This window comes from Chryseobacterium manosquense (assembly GCF_014623485.1).
GTDB lineage: Bacteria > Bacteroidota > Bacteroidia > Flavobacteriales > Weeksellaceae > Kaistella > Kaistella haifensis.
Genome location: NZ_CP060203.1, coordinates 502903 through 521822, shown reverse-complemented (window position 1 = coordinate 521822; position 18920 = coordinate 502903). Strand labels below are relative to the sequence as shown.

At 36.3% G+C, this 18920-nt stretch carries 24 protein-coding genes; 6 read left to right on the top strand and 18 right to left on the bottom strand.

Annotated features, from left to right (window positions below):
• Nucleotides 1–62 precede the first annotated feature (62 nt).
• From infC to H0S70_RS02365, 4 genes are all read left to right on the top strand, one after another.
• Nucleotides 63–569, top strand: a complete 507-nt coding sequence (infC, locus tag H0S70_RS02380; protein WP_123247979.1) for a translation initiation factor IF-3 — start codon at nucleotides 63–65, stop codon at nucleotides 567–569.
• Nucleotides 570–640: 71 nt separating this feature from the next.
• A complete protein-coding gene (gene rpmI, locus H0S70_RS02375) occupies nucleotides 641–838 on the top strand; it encodes a 50S ribosomal protein L35 (RefSeq protein WP_031503941.1) in 198 nt (65 codons plus the stop codon).
• 119 nt (nucleotides 839–957) lie between these two features.
• Nucleotides 958–1302, top strand: coding sequence for a 50S ribosomal protein L20 (gene rplT / locus H0S70_RS02370; RefSeq protein ID WP_055042814.1), 345 nt, complete (start codon nucleotides 958–960; stop codon nucleotides 1300–1302).
• A gap of 86 nt (nucleotides 1303–1388) precedes the next feature.
• On the top strand, nucleotides 1389–2564 hold the full coding sequence (locus tag H0S70_RS02365) for a M28 family peptidase (RefSeq protein ID WP_188321573.1): 1176 nt from the start codon (nucleotides 1389–1391) through the stop codon (nucleotides 2562–2564).
• Between the two features lie 8 nt (nucleotides 2565–2572).
• Here H0S70_RS02365 and H0S70_RS02360 read toward each other — a convergent pair whose 3' ends face one another.
• From H0S70_RS02360 to H0S70_RS02345, 4 genes are all read right to left on the bottom strand, one after another.
• Nucleotides 2573–3679, bottom strand: a complete 1107-nt coding sequence (locus H0S70_RS02360; RefSeq protein WP_188321572.1) for a glycosyltransferase family 4 protein — start codon at nucleotides 3677–3679, stop codon at nucleotides 2573–2575.
• Nucleotides 3679–4263 carry a glycosyltransferase family 32 protein gene (locus H0S70_RS02355; RefSeq protein ID WP_228453768.1) on the bottom strand — a complete coding sequence of 195 codons (585 nt, stop codon included), beginning with the start codon at nucleotides 4261–4263 and terminating at the stop codon, nucleotides 3679–3681. The genes H0S70_RS02360 and H0S70_RS02355 overlap by 1 nt, the downstream gene beginning before the upstream one ends.
• 83 nt (nucleotides 4264–4346) lie before the next feature.
• The gene (locus tag H0S70_RS02350) at nucleotides 4347–5156 is read right to left on the bottom strand and encodes a 2,3,4,5-tetrahydropyridine-2,6-dicarboxylate N-succinyltransferase (protein ID WP_188321570.1); all 810 of its coding nucleotides are present in this window, start codon (nucleotides 5154–5156) and stop codon (nucleotides 4347–4349) included.
• A gap of 36 nt (nucleotides 5157–5192) precedes the next feature.
• A complete protein-coding gene (locus tag H0S70_RS02345) occupies nucleotides 5193–5729 on the bottom strand; it encodes a C40 family peptidase (RefSeq protein WP_088263783.1) in 537 nt (178 codons plus the stop codon).
• Nucleotides 5730–5893: 164 nt separating this feature from the next.
• Here H0S70_RS02345 and prmC point away from each other — a divergent pair, with 164 nt between their 5' ends.
• Nucleotides 5894–6742 (top strand): peptide chain release factor N(5)-glutamine methyltransferase, encoded by an 849-nt coding sequence (prmC, locus tag H0S70_RS02340; RefSeq protein WP_188321569.1) that lies wholly within the window; start codon nucleotides 5894–5896, stop codon nucleotides 6740–6742.
• 4 nt (nucleotides 6743–6746) lie between these two features.
• Here the strand turns inward: prmC and H0S70_RS02335 are convergent, their stop codons facing one another.
• The 11 genes from H0S70_RS02335 to H0S70_RS02285 all read right to left on the bottom strand — a co-directional run bounded on the left by H0S70_RS02335 (nucleotide 6747) and on the right by H0S70_RS02285 (nucleotide 15024).
• A complete protein-coding gene (locus H0S70_RS02335; protein WP_188321568.1) occupies nucleotides 6747–7403 on the bottom strand; it encodes a rhomboid family intramembrane serine protease in 657 nt (218 codons plus the stop codon).
• A gap of 40 nt (nucleotides 7404–7443) precedes the next feature.
• A complete protein-coding gene (locus H0S70_RS02330; RefSeq protein WP_031502123.1) occupies nucleotides 7444–7761 on the bottom strand; it encodes an ATP-dependent Clp protease adaptor ClpS in 318 nt (105 codons plus the stop codon).
• A gap of 18 nt (nucleotides 7762–7779) precedes the next feature.
• Entirely contained in the window at nucleotides 7780–9138 is a 1359-nt protein-coding gene (locus H0S70_RS02325; RefSeq protein ID WP_188321567.1) for a hemolysin family protein, read from the bottom strand.
• 140 nt (nucleotides 9139–9278) lie between these two features.
• On the bottom strand, nucleotides 9279–10136 hold the full coding sequence (gene atpG / locus H0S70_RS02320; protein ID WP_188321566.1) for an ATP synthase F1 subunit gamma: 858 nt from the start codon (nucleotides 10134–10136) through the stop codon (nucleotides 9279–9281).
• Nucleotides 10137–10205: 69 nt separating this feature from the next.
• The gene (gene atpA / locus H0S70_RS02315) at nucleotides 10206–11783 is read right to left on the bottom strand and encodes a F0F1 ATP synthase subunit alpha (protein WP_123247993.1); all 1578 of its coding nucleotides are present in this window, start codon (nucleotides 11781–11783) and stop codon (nucleotides 10206–10208) included.
• Nucleotides 11784–11800: 17 nt separating this feature from the next.
• Complete coding sequence (gene atpH / locus H0S70_RS02310; protein WP_123247994.1) at nucleotides 11801–12340, bottom strand: ATP synthase F1 subunit delta; 540 nt, start codon at nucleotides 12338–12340, stop codon at nucleotides 11801–11803.
• A 1-nt stretch (nucleotide 12341) separates the two neighbouring features.
• Nucleotides 12342–12839 carry a F0F1 ATP synthase subunit B gene (gene atpF / locus H0S70_RS02305; RefSeq protein WP_188321565.1) on the bottom strand — a complete coding sequence of 166 codons (498 nt, stop codon included), beginning with the start codon at nucleotides 12837–12839 and terminating at the stop codon, nucleotides 12342–12344.
• A 104-nt stretch (nucleotides 12840–12943) separates the two neighbouring features.
• On the bottom strand, nucleotides 12944–13132 hold the full coding sequence (atpE, locus tag H0S70_RS02300) for an ATP synthase F0 subunit C (protein ID WP_031503230.1): 189 nt from the start codon (nucleotides 13130–13132) through the stop codon (nucleotides 12944–12946).
• A gap of 24 nt (nucleotides 13133–13156) precedes the next feature.
• Complete coding sequence (gene atpB, locus H0S70_RS02295; RefSeq protein ID WP_188321564.1) at nucleotides 13157–14299, bottom strand: F0F1 ATP synthase subunit A; 1143 nt, start codon at nucleotides 14297–14299, stop codon at nucleotides 13157–13159.
• A 64-nt stretch (nucleotides 14300–14363) separates the two neighbouring features.
• Entirely contained in the window at nucleotides 14364–14762 is a 399-nt protein-coding gene (locus H0S70_RS02290; RefSeq protein WP_088263777.1) for a hypothetical protein, read from the bottom strand.
• Nucleotides 14746–15024: an AtpZ/AtpI family protein gene (locus tag H0S70_RS02285; RefSeq protein ID WP_188321563.1), complete on the bottom strand. Its 279-nt coding sequence runs from the start codon at nucleotides 15022–15024 to the stop codon at nucleotides 14746–14748. The genes H0S70_RS02290 and H0S70_RS02285 overlap by 17 nt, the downstream gene beginning before the upstream one ends.
• Before the next feature lie 105 nt (nucleotides 15025–15129).
• Here H0S70_RS02285 and ffh point away from each other — a divergent pair, with 105 nt between their 5' ends.
• Nucleotides 15130–16497, top strand: a complete 1368-nt coding sequence (gene ffh, locus H0S70_RS02280) for a signal recognition particle protein (RefSeq protein ID WP_188321562.1) — start codon at nucleotides 15130–15132, stop codon at nucleotides 16495–16497.
• Between the two features lie 81 nt (nucleotides 16498–16578).
• On the opposite strand, the gene H0S70_RS02275 is transcribed toward ffh, so the two are convergent.
• From H0S70_RS02275 to H0S70_RS02265, 3 genes are all read right to left on the bottom strand, one after another.
• Nucleotides 16579–17070 carry an outer membrane beta-barrel protein gene (locus tag H0S70_RS02275; protein ID WP_123248000.1) on the bottom strand — a complete coding sequence of 164 codons (492 nt, stop codon included), beginning with the start codon at nucleotides 17068–17070 and terminating at the stop codon, nucleotides 16579–16581.
• 138 nt (nucleotides 17071–17208) lie between these two features.
• The gene (locus H0S70_RS02270; protein ID WP_228453767.1) at nucleotides 17209–17817 is read right to left on the bottom strand and encodes an OmpW family outer membrane protein; all 609 of its coding nucleotides are present in this window, start codon (nucleotides 17815–17817) and stop codon (nucleotides 17209–17211) included.
• A gap of 82 nt (nucleotides 17818–17899) precedes the next feature.
• Entirely contained in the window at nucleotides 17900–18859 is a 960-nt protein-coding gene (locus tag H0S70_RS02265) for a PhoH family protein (protein ID WP_188321560.1), read from the bottom strand.
• Between the last annotated feature and the right edge of the window lie 61 nt (nucleotides 18860–18920).

The window sequence follows — 18920 nt, the reverse complement described above, 5'->3', positions numbered from 1 at the left end:
ACACCATAGCACAGAAATTTAATTACCGAGGTAGAGGTCCACAGCGACGCGTACAAGAAGATTTGCACCAGATCAACGAAAAGATTCGGGCGAAAGAAGTACGCTTGGTCGGTGATAACGTAGAACCAGGCGTGTATCCTTTAGCAAAAGCTTTGGAAATAGCTAAAGAACAAGAACTGGATTTGGTTGTAATTTCCGACAAAGCTGAACCATTTATTTCCAGAATTCTGGATTATAAGAAATTCCTTTACGAGCAAAAGAAAAAGCAAAAGGAGCTGAAAGCCAAGCAGGTAAAAGTTGTCGTAAAAGAAATCAGATTTGGTCCACAAACGGATGATCACGATTACGAATTCAAGAAAAAACATGCTGAAAAGTTCCTGGAAGAAGGTTCAAAACTAAAAACCTATGTTTTCTTTAAAGGCCGTTCGATTATTTTTAAGGATCAAGGTGAAATTCTTCTTTTAAAATTAGCTCAAGAGCTGGAACATGTCGGAAAAGTTGACCAATTGCCAAAACTTGAAGGCAAAAGAATGATCATGATGATGAGCCCGAAAAAGCCGGCGAAATAAGAAGTTTACCGATTTAACTAGGTTAAATCACACAATAAGATATTGATAACAAATATTATAAATTAAGCAAAATGCCAAAATTAAAAACTAAATCAGGTGCTAAGAAGCGTTTTAAGCTTACCGGAACCGGTAAAATTAAAAGAAAAAATGCTTACAAAAGCCACATCTTGACGAAAAAAGAAACTAAGCAAAAGAGAAATCTTACGCAAACTTCTTACGTTGCTACTGTGGATGAGAAAAGCGTTTTACGTCAATTAGCCATCAAGTAGTTTTTATAAATCTTTCGGTTTATAAGAATTCTAAAAATTCAGAAATTTTAACCCTGAAACGGAGCAGAAAAGTGTAATGAAATAATTTGCCGCCCTTTTCAAAAAAAACAATTTAAATTATGCCAAGATCAGTAAATGCAGTAGCTTCCAGAGCTCGCAGAAAAAAAGTAATGAAGCAGGCTAAAGGTTTTTTCGGTAGAAGAAAAAATGTTTGGACTGTAGCTAAAAACGCCGTAGAAAAAGCAATGCAATATGCTTACCGCGGTAGAAAAGAGAAGAAAAGAAATTTCAGAAGCCTTTGGATTACCCGTATTAATGCTGGTGCCAGAGAACACGGAATGTCTTACTCCCAATTTATGGGCGCTCTAAAAAGCAACAACATCGAACTGAACAGAAAAGTTTTAGCAGATTTAGCAATGAATCACCCTGAAGCTTTCAAAGCAGTTGTAGATCAAATCAAATAAATGTAAAATTTTTTGTTATCAATATTAAATCTCATACAAATTTGTATGAGATTTTTTTATTATTTTTGATGAATTGCTAATAAAAAATGAAAAAACTTTTTATCTTTTCCGCCCTTTACATTTCTATATTCTCTTCAGCCCAAACATTTATACAGGCTTATCAAAACAGGATTGAGCAAATTACACAAACCAACATCAATACTTATCTTACTGAATTTGCGGCTTTTGGAGTGAAAACCACAGGAAGTGCGAATAACAATAATACATTTAATTGGCTTAAAAATAAATATCTCGCATTTGGTTACAGCGAATCTCAGATTTCTGAAAATGCCTTTTCATACAACGGAAATACAACCAAGAATCTCATTCTCACTAAAACCGGAACCAAATATCCCAACACGTACGTCATTGTTTGCGGACATTACGATACAATTGCCGGACCTGGAGTGAATGATAATGGAAGCGGAACTTCCGTGATTCTTGAAATGGCTAGAATCCTAAAAGATGTTCCTACCGAATATTCCATCAAATTCATCAATTTCACGGGCGAAGAACAAGGACTTCGCGGAAGCCAAAACTACGTGAATACCGTTGTAAATAGCACCAATCCAAAGATGAACATCAAATTGGTTTTCAATATTGATCAAGTCGGCGGTGTTGCCGGAGAAGTAAACAATACAATTACCTGCGAACGCGATACCAGCAACTCCCCTTCTACGAATAATGTTGCTTCGAATAGTGCTACACAAGAATTAATGAACTGCGTAACATTATATTCTCCACTGCAAACCAATTTATCTTACGCATACGGCTCGGATTATATGCCGTTTCAGTCGAATGGAGAGGTAATTACTGGCTTTTATGAATATAATGAAAGTTTGCAACCACATTCCTCCGGCGACACCTATGCAAATATGGATCCTGTTTTTGTTTGCAATGTTGCTAAAGCGGCTTTGGGAGCAGTTCAGCATTTCACGACTGCAGAAACAAGCACCTTATCGGTAGCTGATTGTCCTCCTGAAAAAATGTTGGAATCATTGCGAATTTATCCAAATCCGGCTTTTGATTTTATCAATATTGAAATGCTAAATTCTAATTTTAGAGATTATTCTTTCAATATTAGCGATGTATCCGGAAAACTTTTACTTAAAACTAAAAACAGTAAAAAAATAGATATTTCTAAACTTTCACCCGGAATTTATTTCGGAACAATGTATGTCGAAGATCGCAAACTCACCAAGAAAATTATTATTTCAAAATAAGAAAAAGATCAAATCGTAATCGTTTCCCTGTAAACCTTCATCAATTCTTTTGCTATATTTTCATCACTGAATTTTTGAACATATAACAAACCCTTTTCTACTCTACGTTTTCGTTCGGATTCGTTGGACCATAGAAATAAAATTTTGGACTTTAAATCGTCAATATTATTCGGATCGATGTAAAGAGAATCTTTTCCACCGGCTTCCGGAAGCGAACTCGAATTGCTTGTAATCACCGCGGTTCCGGAAAAAAGTGCTTCAATAACCGGAATCCCAAAACCTTCGAAAACACTCGGGTAAACGAAAATTTTCGCTAATTTATAAATCGCTGCCAACTCTTCCATCGAAACATTTTCCAAGAAAAAAACTTGATTTTGCAATTTATTTTTAATAATAAAACGTTCAACTTTTTTGAAATATTTCTCCTTTTTCTTCCCAACAACCACCAAAGGAATTTCTGTATTATTGAACGATTTTACAATATTCAAAAGGTTTTTTCTCTCTTCAATCGTACCAACATTTAAGATGAATTCTTTCGGAATTTTAAATTTATCTTGAACTGATTCCAAAAATTCTTGCGGTTTATTTTCTTTAAAAGAATGATGACAACCTTGATAAACAACTCTGATTTTATTTTCCGGAATTTTCAGAAATTTGATGATATCCGCTTTGGTCTGTTCGGAAATTGCGATGATTAAATCTGCCTGTTCGGCAGCTTTTTTAAATTTCCAAAAATGAATTTTCCGATCAAAAAAACCATAATATTTCGGATATCTCAAGAAAATTAAATCGTGAATGGTTACGATTTTTTTAATCGACTTTTCATTCCATCTTAAAGGCAATTCACCGGAGAGTCCGTGGAAAATATCACAATTTGCATTCTGCGCATCTTTTCCCATTTTGAACTGTCGGGAAAGTTTTCCTTTCGAAGTTTCGATAAACGAAACACTCGGAAGTGCCAGAATTTCTTTTCCGCGCTCAGATTTTTTATTATTTAAAAGTAAATATTCATTATCAGGATAATAAGTAGCCAATATCCTTACCAAATCTCGCGAATAATTTCCTAATCCCGATCCATTATTGAAAAAACGTTTTCCGTCGAAAGCAATTTTCATTACTCAAACGGTTTTATAATATCCTGCGACAATTGTTGCTTTTTCCAATGCTCTTTCCTGTCTTTATAAAGGAAGAACTTTGCAAGTTTGTATTTATCATCGATATGACCTTCGTACTCCATTCCCATTTCTCGGTAGGGTGTATTTGGATCCAGCTGCAAAACCTCTTTGATAGCGTGTGTGAAAACAGTCGGACCAGTTGTTTGATGAACATCATGAGGATATCGGTGTTCAAAAATGTTGATTAAGCACAATTCCAATGTTCTTTTCAAGAAAGGATGACCGACATCAAAAATTAGCGCCCATTGCGTATAAAGATTTCCATTGTTTTCGATTGAAATAATTGCCTCATCAGAATCTTTAACAAAATCCCGAAATCTGGAAATCAATTTACAATCTATATCCAAATAAATCCGACCTTTTTTATACAAAATTGCGTAGCGGAAAAAGTCTGCTTTAGCCGCTCCTACGGTAAGACTTTTATATGCCACATAATATTCACGTGGAAATTCTTCTAGCAAAAATTTTTCAATACGCTCATCGTCGTAAAAATGATAAGTATATTCTCGATTTCTTCGTAGCATCCTTTTGATATGCATTCGAGTAAGCCAGGGTAATTTTTCTGACTTAAAGGTTTGAAATATTTGTTTTGGAATCGCCATATTGTTTAAACTGCAACATTATTTTCTCTTAAAGCATCATTCAGAGATGTTTTTCTATCGGTAGATTCTTTTCTTTGTCCGATAATCAATGCGCATGGAACCTGAAATTCACCTGCCGGAAACTGTTTCGTATAACTTCCCGGAATCACCACAGAACGAGCCGGAACTCTTCCTTTAATTTCCACTGGTTCGGATCCGGTAACATCGATGATTTTTGTAGAAGCGGTAAGAACAACATTTGCGCCCAAAACAGCTTCTTTTTCTACGTGAACACCTTCTACAACGATACATCTTGAACCTACGAAAACATCATCTTCGATAATAACCGGAGCAGCTTGAAGCGGTTCCAAAACGCCGCCAATTCCTACTCCACCGCTCAGGTGAACGTTTTTTCCGATTTGCGCACAACTTCCCACGGTTGCCCAAGTATCGACCATTGTTCCGGAATCCACATAAGCTCCGATGTTCACATAAGATGGCATCAAAATAACTCCGGAAGCGATGTAAGCACCTTCGCGAGCAACTGCATGAGGAACTACACGCACTCCTTTTTCAGCATAGTTTCTTTTCAATGGCATTTTATCGTGAAATTCAAATGGACCAACTTCGATGGTTTCCATTTTTTGAATTGGGAAATACATCACGACAGCTTTTTTCACCCATTCGTTCACTTGCCATCCATTTTCGGTAGGTTCAGCAACACGAAGTTCGCCCAAATCCAATTGTCGAATTACTTCACGAATGGCTTTTTGGCTGTCTTCATTTTTCAATAAATCTCGGTTGTCCCAGATATTTTCAATGGTTTGTTGTAACATTGTTTATTTAATTTTTTAATAATAATTATGGCAAATTTACAAAACTCTTCTCGCGAATAGGTAGGATTTATTCCAATAACTTTCATTGAGAGAAGAAATAATGACTCCCTTGGATGTTGAAGAATGAATAAAAGTAACTTCTCCATTATTTCCGATATCGTGAATAATCCCAACATGTGAAACCCTACTTCCACCGGAAGTTGCAAAAAATACCAAATCTCCTGGTTTTGCCTCTTTAATGCTGATTTCTCTGCCTTCTTTAGATTGATCCTCTGATCTTCGCGGAAGTTTCATCTTATTTTCATCAAAAACTTTGGAAACGAGACCGGAGCAGTCGAAGCCAGCTGAAGTATTTCCTGCGTATTTGTAGGGTGCGCCTAAATATTTTTCAGCATCTTTTAAAATTTCTTTAATTTGCCCATTGACATTTCCGGAATAGTGAGAAGATAAAGTTTTCAAACCAGGAGCTTTCGCCACAGATTTGGTTGGAACAGACCTTTTTACAACCGGTTTGGAAGATCCACAAGACACCAAAACCGTACTGGCAAAGACATAGAAAAATAAGTTTTTCATATTTTAAAATAGCGATTTCTCAAAAATAGTAATTTTATTTTCAAAAAATATTAAATTTTTGTTTTTTCCTTATTTAATAAATGTTTGAACATATATTGCAGACTTCTTCGAAAAAAGGAATTATATTTAAATGTTAAAATTAAAGAAAGAAAAATAGTAAGAAAATGACCATTTCAGAATTTAAAATATACTTTAAAAAAGAACTTTTGGAATTGTACACGGAATCCGAAAGCGCGGCCCTTTATTCCATATTTGTCAACAAGCTGGTAGGTTTCGACAAATATCTCCAAAGACGTTTTGAAAACCATCCACTTTTGGAAAGTCATATTGAAGATTTGGAAAATTTCATTTCCGAACTGAAAACAGGGAAACCTTTTCAGCAAATTCTAGGAGAAACTGAATTTTACGGACTAAAAATTTTTATGGATGAAAACGTTCTGATTCCTCGTCCGGAAACCGAAGAATTGCTGGAATTGGCCATTGAAAAAATTAAAAACAACTTTCAAAATAAAGCTTTAAAAATCCTGGATATCGGAACTGGAAGCGGAATAATTCCGATTGTTTTGAAAAAGAAATTCCCTGATGCAAAAATTTCCGCGATTGATTATTCTGAAAAAGCTTTAGAAGTGGCTCAGAAAAACGCCGATTTTCATAAAGTTGAAATTGAATTTATTCATCAAGATTATTTGAATGAAAATTTAACCCAAAAATACGACATTATCATCTCGAATCCGCCATACATCGGAATCGACGAGGAAAATGAAATTGCGGATTCGGTAAAAGATTTTGAACCCAAAATGGCACTTTTCTCTCCTACTTCAAACGCATTGGTTTTCTATGAAAAAATTGCGAAAGATTGCAGAAAATACCTTTCAGAAAACGGAATGATCTTCCTCGAAATTAACCAAAAATTAGGAGATGAAACCCTACAACTTTATCAGGAAATTTTAGCGGATGTTCATTTAATGAAAGATATTTCGGGGAATGATCGCTTCGTTTGGGGAAAGAAGTAAAAAATTATCCTATTCTCTTCTTCACGAAAACCTGGTAAGCCATATAAATCAAAGGAATCGACATAATTCCGAGGAATAATGCGTTTTCTATCGCTCGTTCCGGTTGCAAGGCCACTGCATAAATCAAACCAAAAAATGCACCTCCCAAATGCGCAGCATGTCCGATATTATCTTGTTGGCGAGGATTTAGCATGCTGTAAACAGAATAAGCGAAGTAAAGAAATCCAAAAATATAACCCGGTATCGGAATTGGAATGAAGAAAAAATAAATTGGCAAATCCGGAATCATCGCGATAGATGCAAACAAAATCCCGGAAACACCACCACTCGCCCCAATTGCGGAATACCAAGACTGGTTTTTATACAAATACAAGGAAAATAAATTTCCGAGAAGAATCGATCCGAAATAAATCATCAAAAACCCAAAATCTCCAAAGGCTTGATTAACAATAGGTCCAAAGAAATACAATGTCATCATATTGAACAACAAGTGCATCAAATCGCCATGCAAAAAACCGGCGGAAAGCAACCTGATGTATTCTTTGTTTCTCAGAATTGCACCGACGTTAAATTTATATTTCTCGAAAATATTTTGATTATTGAAAGCAATAAAACTGATAATAGCAGTTACGACAATCACGATTAAAAGTACTGAACTCATATTTTTTTATAAAAGAAAAGTTTCGGAGACGAAACTTTGGTTATACGATTTCTGAAGTTAAACTTCGGGAAATTAATTTTTCATGCATTGGCTTAAGGAGTTCCAAGCTTCCTGTTTTCACGGTACATTTCCCTTTGTAATGAACCAATATCGTGCATTGTTCGGCTTGTTCCAAGGTGTGTCCGCAAATTTCTATCAGGCATTCAATTACATAATCAAAAGTATTGACATCATCGTTCCAAAGCACCAATTTGTAAACTTCGTCTTCATCTTCCATCAGCGCAACATCTTCTTCGTATTCACGCTGTGGTTTTTCGTAATCCTTTACAAAGCCAGGAACGCTATTAAAAAAAATCATCAAAGATTAAATTTTAAATTAAATTTCACTGATTTCTTCGGTCAAAACATCGATAACATTCGGTTCTTCGTAAACCAATTCAACCAAATCGACACTCTTATTTTGCATTTTCAGGATTTTCACATGATAATCATTAATGTTGAACTCCTGGTTTTCTTCCGGAATGTCTTGCAATTCATGCAGAATATAACCAGCCAATGTGTTGTATTCGCCGTCTTCGGAAAGCGGGAATTTCTTTGGTAAATGCTCATTAATTTCATCTAACGGCTGAGTTGCCTGAACCCAATAAACATTTTCTCCAACTTTGTCTACGATTTTCTCTTCGTCATCTTCTTCATCTTGAATTTCGCCAACCAATTCCTCCAAAATATCCTCCAGAGTTATGATTCCTTCCGTTCCGCCAAACTCATCGATTACCACTGCCAAGTGTTGCTTTTTCTGCTGGAAAACTTTCAATAGATCCGAAATTTTCTTGCTGCCAACAACGAAGAACGGTTCGCGCATGAGTTTTTCCAAATCTTCATGGGTAATTTGACCTTTTCTTTTTACATATTCTCGGATAATTTCCTTTGCATAAAAAATTCCGATAATATTATCGATTGAATTTTTGTAAACTGGAAGCCGTGAATAACCTCCATCCATGATCTTCGTGATAATTTCTTCCACAGGTTCTTCGATATCAATGGAAGAAATATTCTGTCGTGGAACCATAATCTGCTTCGCAGAATGATCGGTAAAATCGAAAGCATTTTTGATGATTTCGTAATTTTCTTCTTCAATTTCACCAGAATCTGCGGATTGCTTTACCAAAAGTTGCAACTCTTCAGTGGAATGAATCTCATGTTCCGACGCGGGATGAATTTTCATCAATCGCAAAACGCCGTTTGACATTTGATTCATGGACCAAATAAAAGGTTTGAAGATGGTATAGAAGGCCCTTAGCGGTACTGCAATGAACATTGTGGTGGCTTCGGATTTTCGAATTGCAATGGATTTCGGAATTAATTCCCCGAAAACAATATGCATCACGGTAATCAAAAGGAAACTTAAAACCAAAGAAATGGTAGTAATCGATACTTGTGCAATTTCAAAATTGAAATAATGGAAAATCTTCTCGATGATATGGTGCATCGCACTTTCGCCGACCCAACCTAATGCCAATGAAGCAAGTGTAATCCCGAGCTGAGTGGCTGAAAGGTATTCATCAAGATGTTTGATGATATGTTCCGCCTGTTTTGCCATAGAGTTGCCTTCGGCGGCTTTGAGCTGAATTTGGGAGTAACGAACTTTAACGATAGAAAATTCTGCGGCTACGAAAAAACCATTGAGTAATACTAAGAATAATGCTAAGAAAAGCTTGACGACGTCTGAGTCCATTTAAATTTTTAAAAAATATTTGATACAAAGATATACAAAATTAAATAATTAAGTAATCCGAAAATCGTTGACTAAAATATATAAAAAAAAGCACCGAATGTTTCGATGCTTCATTTATAATCTTAAAAAAAGAATTTTTCTTAGGAATTTTTCAAGGCTTCCGCTCCGGATACAATTTCCAAAATTTCGTTCGTAATTGCTACTTGTCGCGCTTTGTTGTAGAAAATTACCAGATCATTTCTTAAAGCTTGTGCGTTGTCGGTTGCTTTGTGCATAGCGGTCATTCTAGCTCCGTGTTCGGAAGCGATAGAATCGAGAATCGCTTTGTAAACCTGAGTTTTGATGGATTTCGGAATCAAAACATTAAGGATTTCGGCCGCATTTGGTTCGAAAATATAATCGGTATTTGTATTTTCTTCTTTTGCAGCCATTGCGATTGGTAAAACCTGCTCTGTATGAACCTCCTGAGTTGCTGCGTTGATGAATTTATTATAAATCACAAAAACTTTATCGAATTTTTCTTCTTTATAATCTTTCATTACGTTTTCCATAAAATTGGAAACTACTTGAAAACTCATTCCATCGAAAATTGCACTTTGGTTATCGTACACTTTTCGGGTTCTTCTAACAGCGTCAAATACTTTTTTCCCTACGGACAGAATTTCTACTTCGTGTTGGGTGTTTCCAATCACATGATTAAGCTCTTTGATCACCGAAGAATTGAAAGCTCCGGCAAGCCCTTTGTTTGAAGTAACTACAATATAAAGAACTTTTTTCACTTCTCTTTCAGCAGTGAAAGTAGAAACCCCTTCGAGATCAGTTGTGGAACTTACATTTTCAATAATTTCCTGCAATTTTTCTGAGTAAGGTCTCAGCATGACAATAGCATCCGTTGCTTTTTTTAGTTTCGCTGCCGAAACCATTTTCATTGCACTGGTAATTTGCATTGTCGAAGAGATTGAAGTAATTCTTCCTCGTATTTCCTTTAAGTTTGCCATTCTATGGGTTGAAAATTTAAAATTCAATATTCAGAAAATACATTCCGAATATTGAATATTGAATTAATTTTAGTTGTATTTAGAAGCCAGTTCTGTAGCAGCTTGCTTCAAAACTCCTGTAATGTTGTCATCAATCTTTCCGGATTTGATGGCTGCCATGGTTTCTGGATGCTTAGATTTCAAGAATTCTCTATATTCTTTCATAAATTCTTTCACCTTTTTTACAGGAACGTTTCTTAACAAGTTTTCAGTTCCTGCGTAAACCATTGCAACTTGGTCTTCAACTCTTAATGGAGAGTTTACCGGCTGTTTCAAGATTTCCACGTTTTTTTCACCTTTAGTAATTACGGCAAGTGTAGTAGCATCAAGGTCGGAACCGAATTTCGCAAACGCTTCCAATTCTTTGTACTGCGCTTGGTCAAGTTTTAGCGTACCAGAAACTTTCTTCATTGACTTAATCTGTGCGTTACCACCTACTCTCGATACAGAGATCCCCACGTTGATCGCAGGACGAACTCCCGAGTTGAACAAGTCTGATTCCAAGAAAATCTGTCCGTCCGTAATTGAAATTACGTTGGTTGGAATATACGCAGAAACGTCTCCCGCTTGAGTTTCGATGATTGGAAGTGCTGTTAACGAACCACCACCTTTAACCATTGGTCTCAAAGATTCCGGCAAATCGTTCATTTGTGCAGCGATTGTGTCGTCTGCAATAACTTTTGCCGCTCTTTCCAACAATCTTGAGTGAAGGTAGAAAACATCTCCTGGATAAGCTTCACGTCCCGGTGGTCTTCTCAAAAGTAGCGAAAGTTCACGGTAAGCAACCGCTTGTTTAGATAAATCATCATAAATAATTAAAGCCGGTCTTCCTGTATCACGGAAATATTCACCGATTGCAGCTCCCGCCATTGGTGCATAAACCTGCATTGGAGAAGGATCAGAAGCGTTTGCAGCTACAACAACCGTGTAAGCTAAAGCTCCTTTATCCGCCAAAGTTTGAACGATTTGTGCTACGGTAGAACCTTTTTGTCCCACTGCAACATAGATACAATATACTGGTTGACCTGCGTCGTAAAATTCTTTTTGATTCAAAATCGTGTCAATCGCAACGGTAGTTTTCCCGGTTTGACGGTCACCGATGATTAATTCTCTCTGTCCTCTTCCGATTGGAATCATGGAGTCGATTGCAACGATACCAGTTTGAAGTGGCTCGGTAACCGGTTGACGGAAAATAACTCCAGGAGCTTTTCTTTCCAATGGCATTTCGAATAAGTCACCAGCGATAGGTCCTTTTCCATCGATTGGGTTTCCAAGGATATCAACTACTCTACCCAACATCCCTTCACCAACTTTGATTGATGAAATTCTTTTGGTTCTATTTACGGTATCACCTTCTTTTACTAATTTGGATTCACCAAGAAGTGCAACACCTACGTTGTCTTCAGCAAGGTTCAATACGATACCTTCAATACCGCTTTCAAACTTCACCAATTCACCGTACTGAACATTTTCTAAACCGTATACCAAAGCGATACCATCACCGATGGACAATACAGTTCCTACTTCTTCCACATTCGATTGTGTATCGAAGTTTGCTAGCTGCTGTTTAAGAATTGCAGATACTTCTGCCGGATTTATTTCTGCCATTTTATGGTTGTTTTATCTTAATTTAATTGAAATTCTTTTTTTAACTTACTTAGTTTCGATTTCACTGATTGATCTATTTGCTGATCGCCAACTCTCAAGATATAACCTCCTAAAAGATTTGGGTTGATGATCGATTTTACATCGAAAGTCTGGTTATGATTTACCAAATCTGATGATTTCAAGATGTTGCTAATATTTTCATCAGACAACTGTGCGGCGGATGTTAAAGTAATTCGCTGAACACCTTTCATATCTTCCACTTTGTTGATGAATTCTTGAGCGATGTTTTGCAATTGACTTTCACGACCTTGTTTAATGATCAACTGAAGAAAACTTTTGGTAACAGGAGAAAAGTTCTTGAAAACTTCTAAAGCTATGTTTGCTTTTTTCTTACTATCAATAATCGGAGAATCAAAAAAATTCTGTAGTTCTTTTGATTTTTCAATCGTTTTCACAATATCGCCCATCTCCCCGAAAACAGCATCAGTTTGAGCTGTTTCTTGGGTAAAATTAAGCAATCCTTGTGCGTATCTTTTTGCTACTTTACTTGTAAGCATTTTAGTTCAAATTAGATTTGTTAAGAATGTTTTCTACCAAAGCGTTTTGAGCAACGTCGTTATCTAATTTTTGCTTCAGGATAGACTCAGCGATGGTTACGGAAAGAGCACCGATTTGGTTTTTAATATCTGCCATTGCCGCAGTTTTCTCTGCTTGGATTGATTGTCTTGCCTGCTCGATAATTTTATCAGCTTCGGTTTGAGCAACATTCTTGGCATCACCTACAATTCTTTCTTTGATTTCTTTTGCTTCTTTCAAGATATTGTCGCGCTCAATTTTAGCTTCACGGATAATGTTTTCGTTTTCAGCCTTCAAATTCTGCACTTCCTGTCTTGCCAATTTAGCTTGATTAAGAGAATCAACAATTGTTCCTTCTCTTTCATTCAAAGCATCCATAATTGGTTTCCATGCGAATTTTCTTAGTACCAACAACAGAATGATAAAAACCACGGATTGTATGATGAATAAACCTGATGAAAAATTTTCTAATAATCCCATAATGAGTTATGATATATATTGTAATTGATTTTGTTTTTTTTAGAAAAACATCTGCCGTAACCAACCGTTCCCGGCAGATGATTTTTGGTGGCTGAATAGCTTGATTAAACTGCGAAAAGTGCAGCAAAAGCAAGACCTTCAACAAGTGCAGCAGCAATAAGCATTGCAGTTTGAAGCTTACCAGCTTGTTCTGGTTGTCTAGCCATACCTTCTAGAGCCGCAGCACCGATTTTACCGATACCAAGACCTGCTCCGATTACTACTAAACCTGCTCCTACTAATTTAAGATCCATAATATAAAAATTTAAAAGGTTTTATTAATGATGTGCTACTCCTTCTTCGCCTTCATGCGCATGTTCTTCGTTTGCCATACCGAAATATACGGCAGAAAGCATGGTGAAGATATATGCCTGCAAGAAAGCAACTAATATTTCAAGAAGATAAAGTACAAATGTTAAGAAAGAGAATGCTACTCCCGCGATTATATTTTTGAAAACATAGATCATCGCGATAAGTGACATGATTACAATGTGTCCCGCGGTCATGTTCGCAAAAAGACGTATCAAAAGTGCGAATGGCTTAATGAACATTCCAATAATTTCAATTGGCATCATTACAATTTTCATTGGCCAAGGCAATCCCGGCATCCAGAAAATGTGTTGCCAGTATGTTTTGTTTGCTGTAAATTGTGTAATAAAGAATGTAAATATTGCTAAAGCCGCAGTAACTGCGATATTTCCAGTTACGTTAATCCCAAATGGCAACAATCCCAAAATATTCAAGAACAAAATAAAGAAGAAAATAGTGAGCAAATAACCCATGTATTTCTTGTATTTCGGACCGATGTTTGGTTTAGCAATATCGTCTCTTATAAAAAGAATCAATGGTTCTAGGAGTTTTCCAGCACCACTTGGTACTAAAGAATTTTTATAGCTTCTAGCAATTCCACCAAAAATAAAAATCATTAATAAAGATACCAAAACAATCATTAGCACACTTTTAGTAATGGATAGATCCAAGACTTTTTCATTGGTTGGATGGTGCTCTGCATCTAGGTTAATTGTTCCTGAAGCATCGGTTTTATAGATTTTTTCGTGGAAAAGTTTGTAGTGTCCACCTTTACTTTCTACCACTTCTTCGCCGTGGTGAAAAGCGGAACTCATCATCGCATGAAAACCATTAGCTTTATCATAAAAAATCACAGGAAGCGGAAAACCAATATGCTTTCCCTCTTTAGTCACCATGATATCGAAGCTGTGCGCATCCAAAAGGTGATGATTAATAAAGTCCTTGTTTTCTTTCTTAATTTTGTCTTTTTCAGTAACCGCCGCAGGCACTTCTGTCGCCTGTGCAGGAGCCGTAGCAACAGGTGTTTCGCTTACTACAACAGCGTCGTGCTGTGCAAACGATGTTGAAAATGTCGATAAAAAACCTAGTACAAGAACTACTCTTTTCAGCATTGCTATATCTTATTTTAAAGTTTTGCAAAAATAGAACAAATAATCATAATATAAAAATCAATTTTTACTGATTTTTTTCATCTTTCGAGGATTCGGAAACCTCTCCATCCTGAATAATTTTTACCGCGTACAATGTTTCCAGCACCAAAGCGATTAAATATGGAATGATGAAATGAACCTTATAATTAGGAACTTCATTCAAATTAAGTTTCTTCATTACCAATAGCATCAGCATTAATTTAAACATCACCAAACCCATAAATCCAAATCCCACATAATTTGGATATATTTTTTTGATGATTGAAATCACCGTCACTACCATCATAAAAAGTAAGGTAAGAAACAAATAATACTTAATAAAAGTGGTTTCAAAACCAATATTTAAGTTTTGCCAAATGAAAAAATGCAAGGCAAACATTAAAAAAAACAAAATCACATATATGGTATTACTTTTTATTTTCATTATTCTGAATATTTTTTAGCTGATGAAGAAGATTATAAAACGCAAGTCCCATTCCCAAAAACCCTATGCCAATAGTTAAAAGATTTCGTTCAATCTCGAAATGATCATTAATTTTTTTGCCACCCCAAAACGCGAGTCCCATCGTTGCGAGCATCTGAAAAACAATCGCTGAATAGACGCCATACTGCCGCAAACCATTCTTTTCGAAATTTTCTTGGTCTTCTTTGCTGAACTCCTCTTCGGTTGGTTTTTCGTCGGACATGCTGTTTACATTTTTGCAAATCTAATGATTATAAGACAATAGAAAAATTTAGAATTTTAAAATTCATCAAATTTCTGTATTTTTGCGCATCTTAAATAAAAAACAATGTTCAATAGTTTACAGGATAAGTTAGATAAAGCACTTCATAATATTTCCGGACGCGGAAAGATTACTGAAATCAACGTTGCAGAAACCGTAAAAGAAATCCGCCGCGCATTGGTGGATGCCGATGTTAATTATAAAGTTGCAAAAGATTTAACCAAGAGAGTTCAGGAAAAAGCTTTAGGACAAAATGTTTTAACCAGTTTAACTCCGGGACAATTGATGACCAAAATCGTTCACGATGAATTGGTAGAATTAATGGGCGGAACCCAAGAAGGAATCAACCTTTCCGGGAAACCAACCGTAATTTTAATTGCTGGATTACAAGGTTCCGGTAAAACCACTTTCTCGGGAAAATTGGCAAATTATCTTAAACAAAAAAGAAACAAAAAGCCTCTATTGGTCGCTTGCGACGTGTACAGACCTGCCGCGATAGAACAATTGAAAGTTTTAGGAAACCAAATAGGAATCCCAGTATATACAGAACCAGGCGCTGTAAATCCATCCTCAATTGCTGAAAATGCCGTGAAATTTGCGAAAGAAAACAACCACGATGTAGTAATTGTGGATACCGCGGGCCGTTTGGCTGTTGATGAGCAGATGATGAACGAGATTAAATCGGTTCATTATTTCATCAAGCCTAATGAGACTTTATTCGTGGTAGATTCCATGACGGGTCAGGATGCCGTGAATACTGCTAAGACCTTTAACGAAGCCTTAAACTTTGACGGAGTTGTTTTGACCAAGTTAGATGGTGATACCCGTGGTGGAGCGGCTCTTACCATCCGTTCTGTTGTTGAAAAACCTATCAAGTTTATTTCAACCGGTGAAAAAATGGAAGCACTTGATGTTTTCTATCCTGAAAGAATGGCGGACAGAATTTTGGGAATGGGTGACGTTGTTTCCCTTGTAGAAAGAGCTCAGGAACAATTTGATGAAGAAGAAGCAAAAAAACTTCACAAAAAAATCGCTAAAAACGAATTCGGTTTTGATGATTTCCTAAAACAGATCAACCAGATCAAAAAAATGGGAAATATGAAGGATTTGATGGGAATGATTCCGGGAGTTGGAAAAGCGATCAAAGATGTGGACATTCAAGATGATGCTTTCAAACACATCGAAGCCATCATCTACTCGATGACGCCGGAGGAAAGAAGACGACCATCCATCATCAATACCCAAAGAAAAAACCGAATTGCAAAAGGTTCCGGAAGAAAAATTGAAGACGTAAACGCTTTGATGAAACAATTTGACCAAATGGGTAAAATGATGAAAATGATGCAAGGTCCACAAGGAAAACAAATGATGGAAATGATGAGCAAAGGAATGCCAAAAATGCCAGGAATGGGCGGTAATCTTTTCGGAAAATAACCTTTAAATTTCCAGAATTATCAGATAAAAAAATCCCGAATTGTAATGATTCGGGATTTTTTGTGAGCTATTTTTTAATCCTTAAAGTCGCAAACCTAAACCTACATTAAATAAGTTGAAATGCAATTTCTCGCCTGCTGCAGGGCTGTTGAAAGCATTATTCAACTGAAAAGCGTATCTGGCTTCAATGAGCAAACCGGAAAACAAATCAGCTCCTAAACCAACTGCTGCGCCAAAATTCGTTTTGTTGATCGTATCTGGAACTTCACCTAATCTGAAAGCGAATTGCGGACCTAGCTGCACATTTACTTTCGGCAGGAAATAAAATTTCATCATCACCGGAATTTGCAGATAAGAATCATCTTTAAATTTCACATAATTAACGGCCGGTTGCATTTTGGCAAATCCCGGAATTCCGAATTCGGTGAAAACCCCTGCATAATAACCTGCAGTAAGCTCATCAAAATCATCAGAAACTGCAGCCGACGAAAATCCACCGTTGATCCCAAATTTAACTTGAGCATTGATCGCTCCAAACAAAACGATCGCCACAGCTAAGAATAGTTTTTTCATAAGTTTTTAATTTTCATCAAAAATATCAATTAAAACATCGACTACAAAAGATGATTCCTATTTTTCCGGAAAAATTAATAGTAAAAACAAAAAAAATCCCGCTTCTTGCGAAACGGGATAATGAACTTAATAAAATTCTTATTTGAAGAATACAGAAACACCAGCATTTACACCAACAGTTCCAGTATTAACTTTAACATCGTTGTCTGAATCAAGTTTTCCGTTGATTCCCATGTAAGAAACTCCTAAATCAATACCAACGCTTTGGTTAAGCAAAAATACTACACCACCTTTTGCTTTGTAAGCAAAACCGTCAACTTTTTCTTCATCAGTGCCAGATTGGTTACCAAATGTATAAGTATTTTTAACTTTTGAGGAAGCGTACCCAACACCAACACCTAAATAAGGAAGAATGTTAGAAGCTGATTTAAAGTAGTAAGTTCCAGTCGGCATTACTGAAATAGTAGTGGTGGTGGTTTTATCACTATAATTATTACTTTCTTCTTTCTGAGAAATAGAAGAAATTCCTAAATCTACTCCTACTGCAATATTATTTGCAACGAAGTAAGCCACAGATGGAGTTACAGTAACTGTAGATACTTTTGGTCCATCTTCTGACTCTCCATCATATTTGTACTTAGAAGTTGCAGAGTTGAATCCTAAAGTTGTGCTACCACCGATTACCCAAGATCCTTTTTCAGTTTGTGCATTTACAGCCGCGAAAAGTGCTAATGCACCAACAAGCAATAATTTTTTCATAATTTTTAATTTAATTTGGCTGCAAAGATAAGTTTATTTAACATTCCGTTAACATGACTTTTATCATGAATTACTCTTCTCTCTGTCGTTTCTCTTCGTTTCCGTAAGCGTTAATAATTTTTCGAACTACCGGATGTCGCACCACATCTTCTTCGGTAAGGTGTACAAAACCTATTTCCTGCACATCTTTCAAGATTCTCATCGCTTCCTTCAAACCGGATTTTTGCCTTAATGGTAAATCCACCTGACTCGGATCCCCGGTGATGATGAATTTCGCATTCATTCCCATTCTTGTAAGGAACATTTTCATTTGAGAATGCGTTGTATTCTGTGCTTCGTCGAGGATTACGAATGCTTCATCGAGCGTACGCCCGCGCATGAAAGCCAGTGGTGCCACTTCGATTACTTTTTTCTCAATAAATCCTTCCAGTTTTTCGTGGGGAATCATATCTCGAAGTGCATCGTAAAGCGGCTGTAAATATGGATCCAGTTTCTCTTTTAAATCACCTGGAAGAAATCCCAAGCTTTCACCTGCTTCCACCGCAGGTCTCGTGAGAATAATTCTTTTCACTTCCTTATCGCGCAGGGCTTTCGCTGCCAACGCCACACTGGTATAAGTTTTTCCGGTTCCCGCAGGTCCTATCGCGAAAACCATATCTTTTTTCTCGCATTCTTTTACGAGTTTTTTCAAATTAGTCGTCTTCGCCTTAATAATCTTGCCGTTTACGCCTTTTACAATAATATCTTGATCAAAAACCAGTTGTTTTTCGGTTTCGTTCTTAATATTCAAGATATTTTCAACATCTTTTAAAGTAATTGAATTGTGTTTAGAGATGAAACTGACGAGATCATCCAGCTTATTTTTCAGTACATCGAGTGCTTCATTGTTTCCTAAAGCAAAGATAAAATGATCTCTTCCTGTAATTTTAAGGGTCGGAAAAGTCGATTTTAAAAGATTGAAATACTGATTATTAACTCCGTAAAAAGTTTTGGCATCGATGCCTGTAATTTCGTAGTTCAGTTCAAACATTTAAGTGTTCTTTAATATTAATATTTTCCCTAAAATTATCGAAATAATTTCAAATACGGCA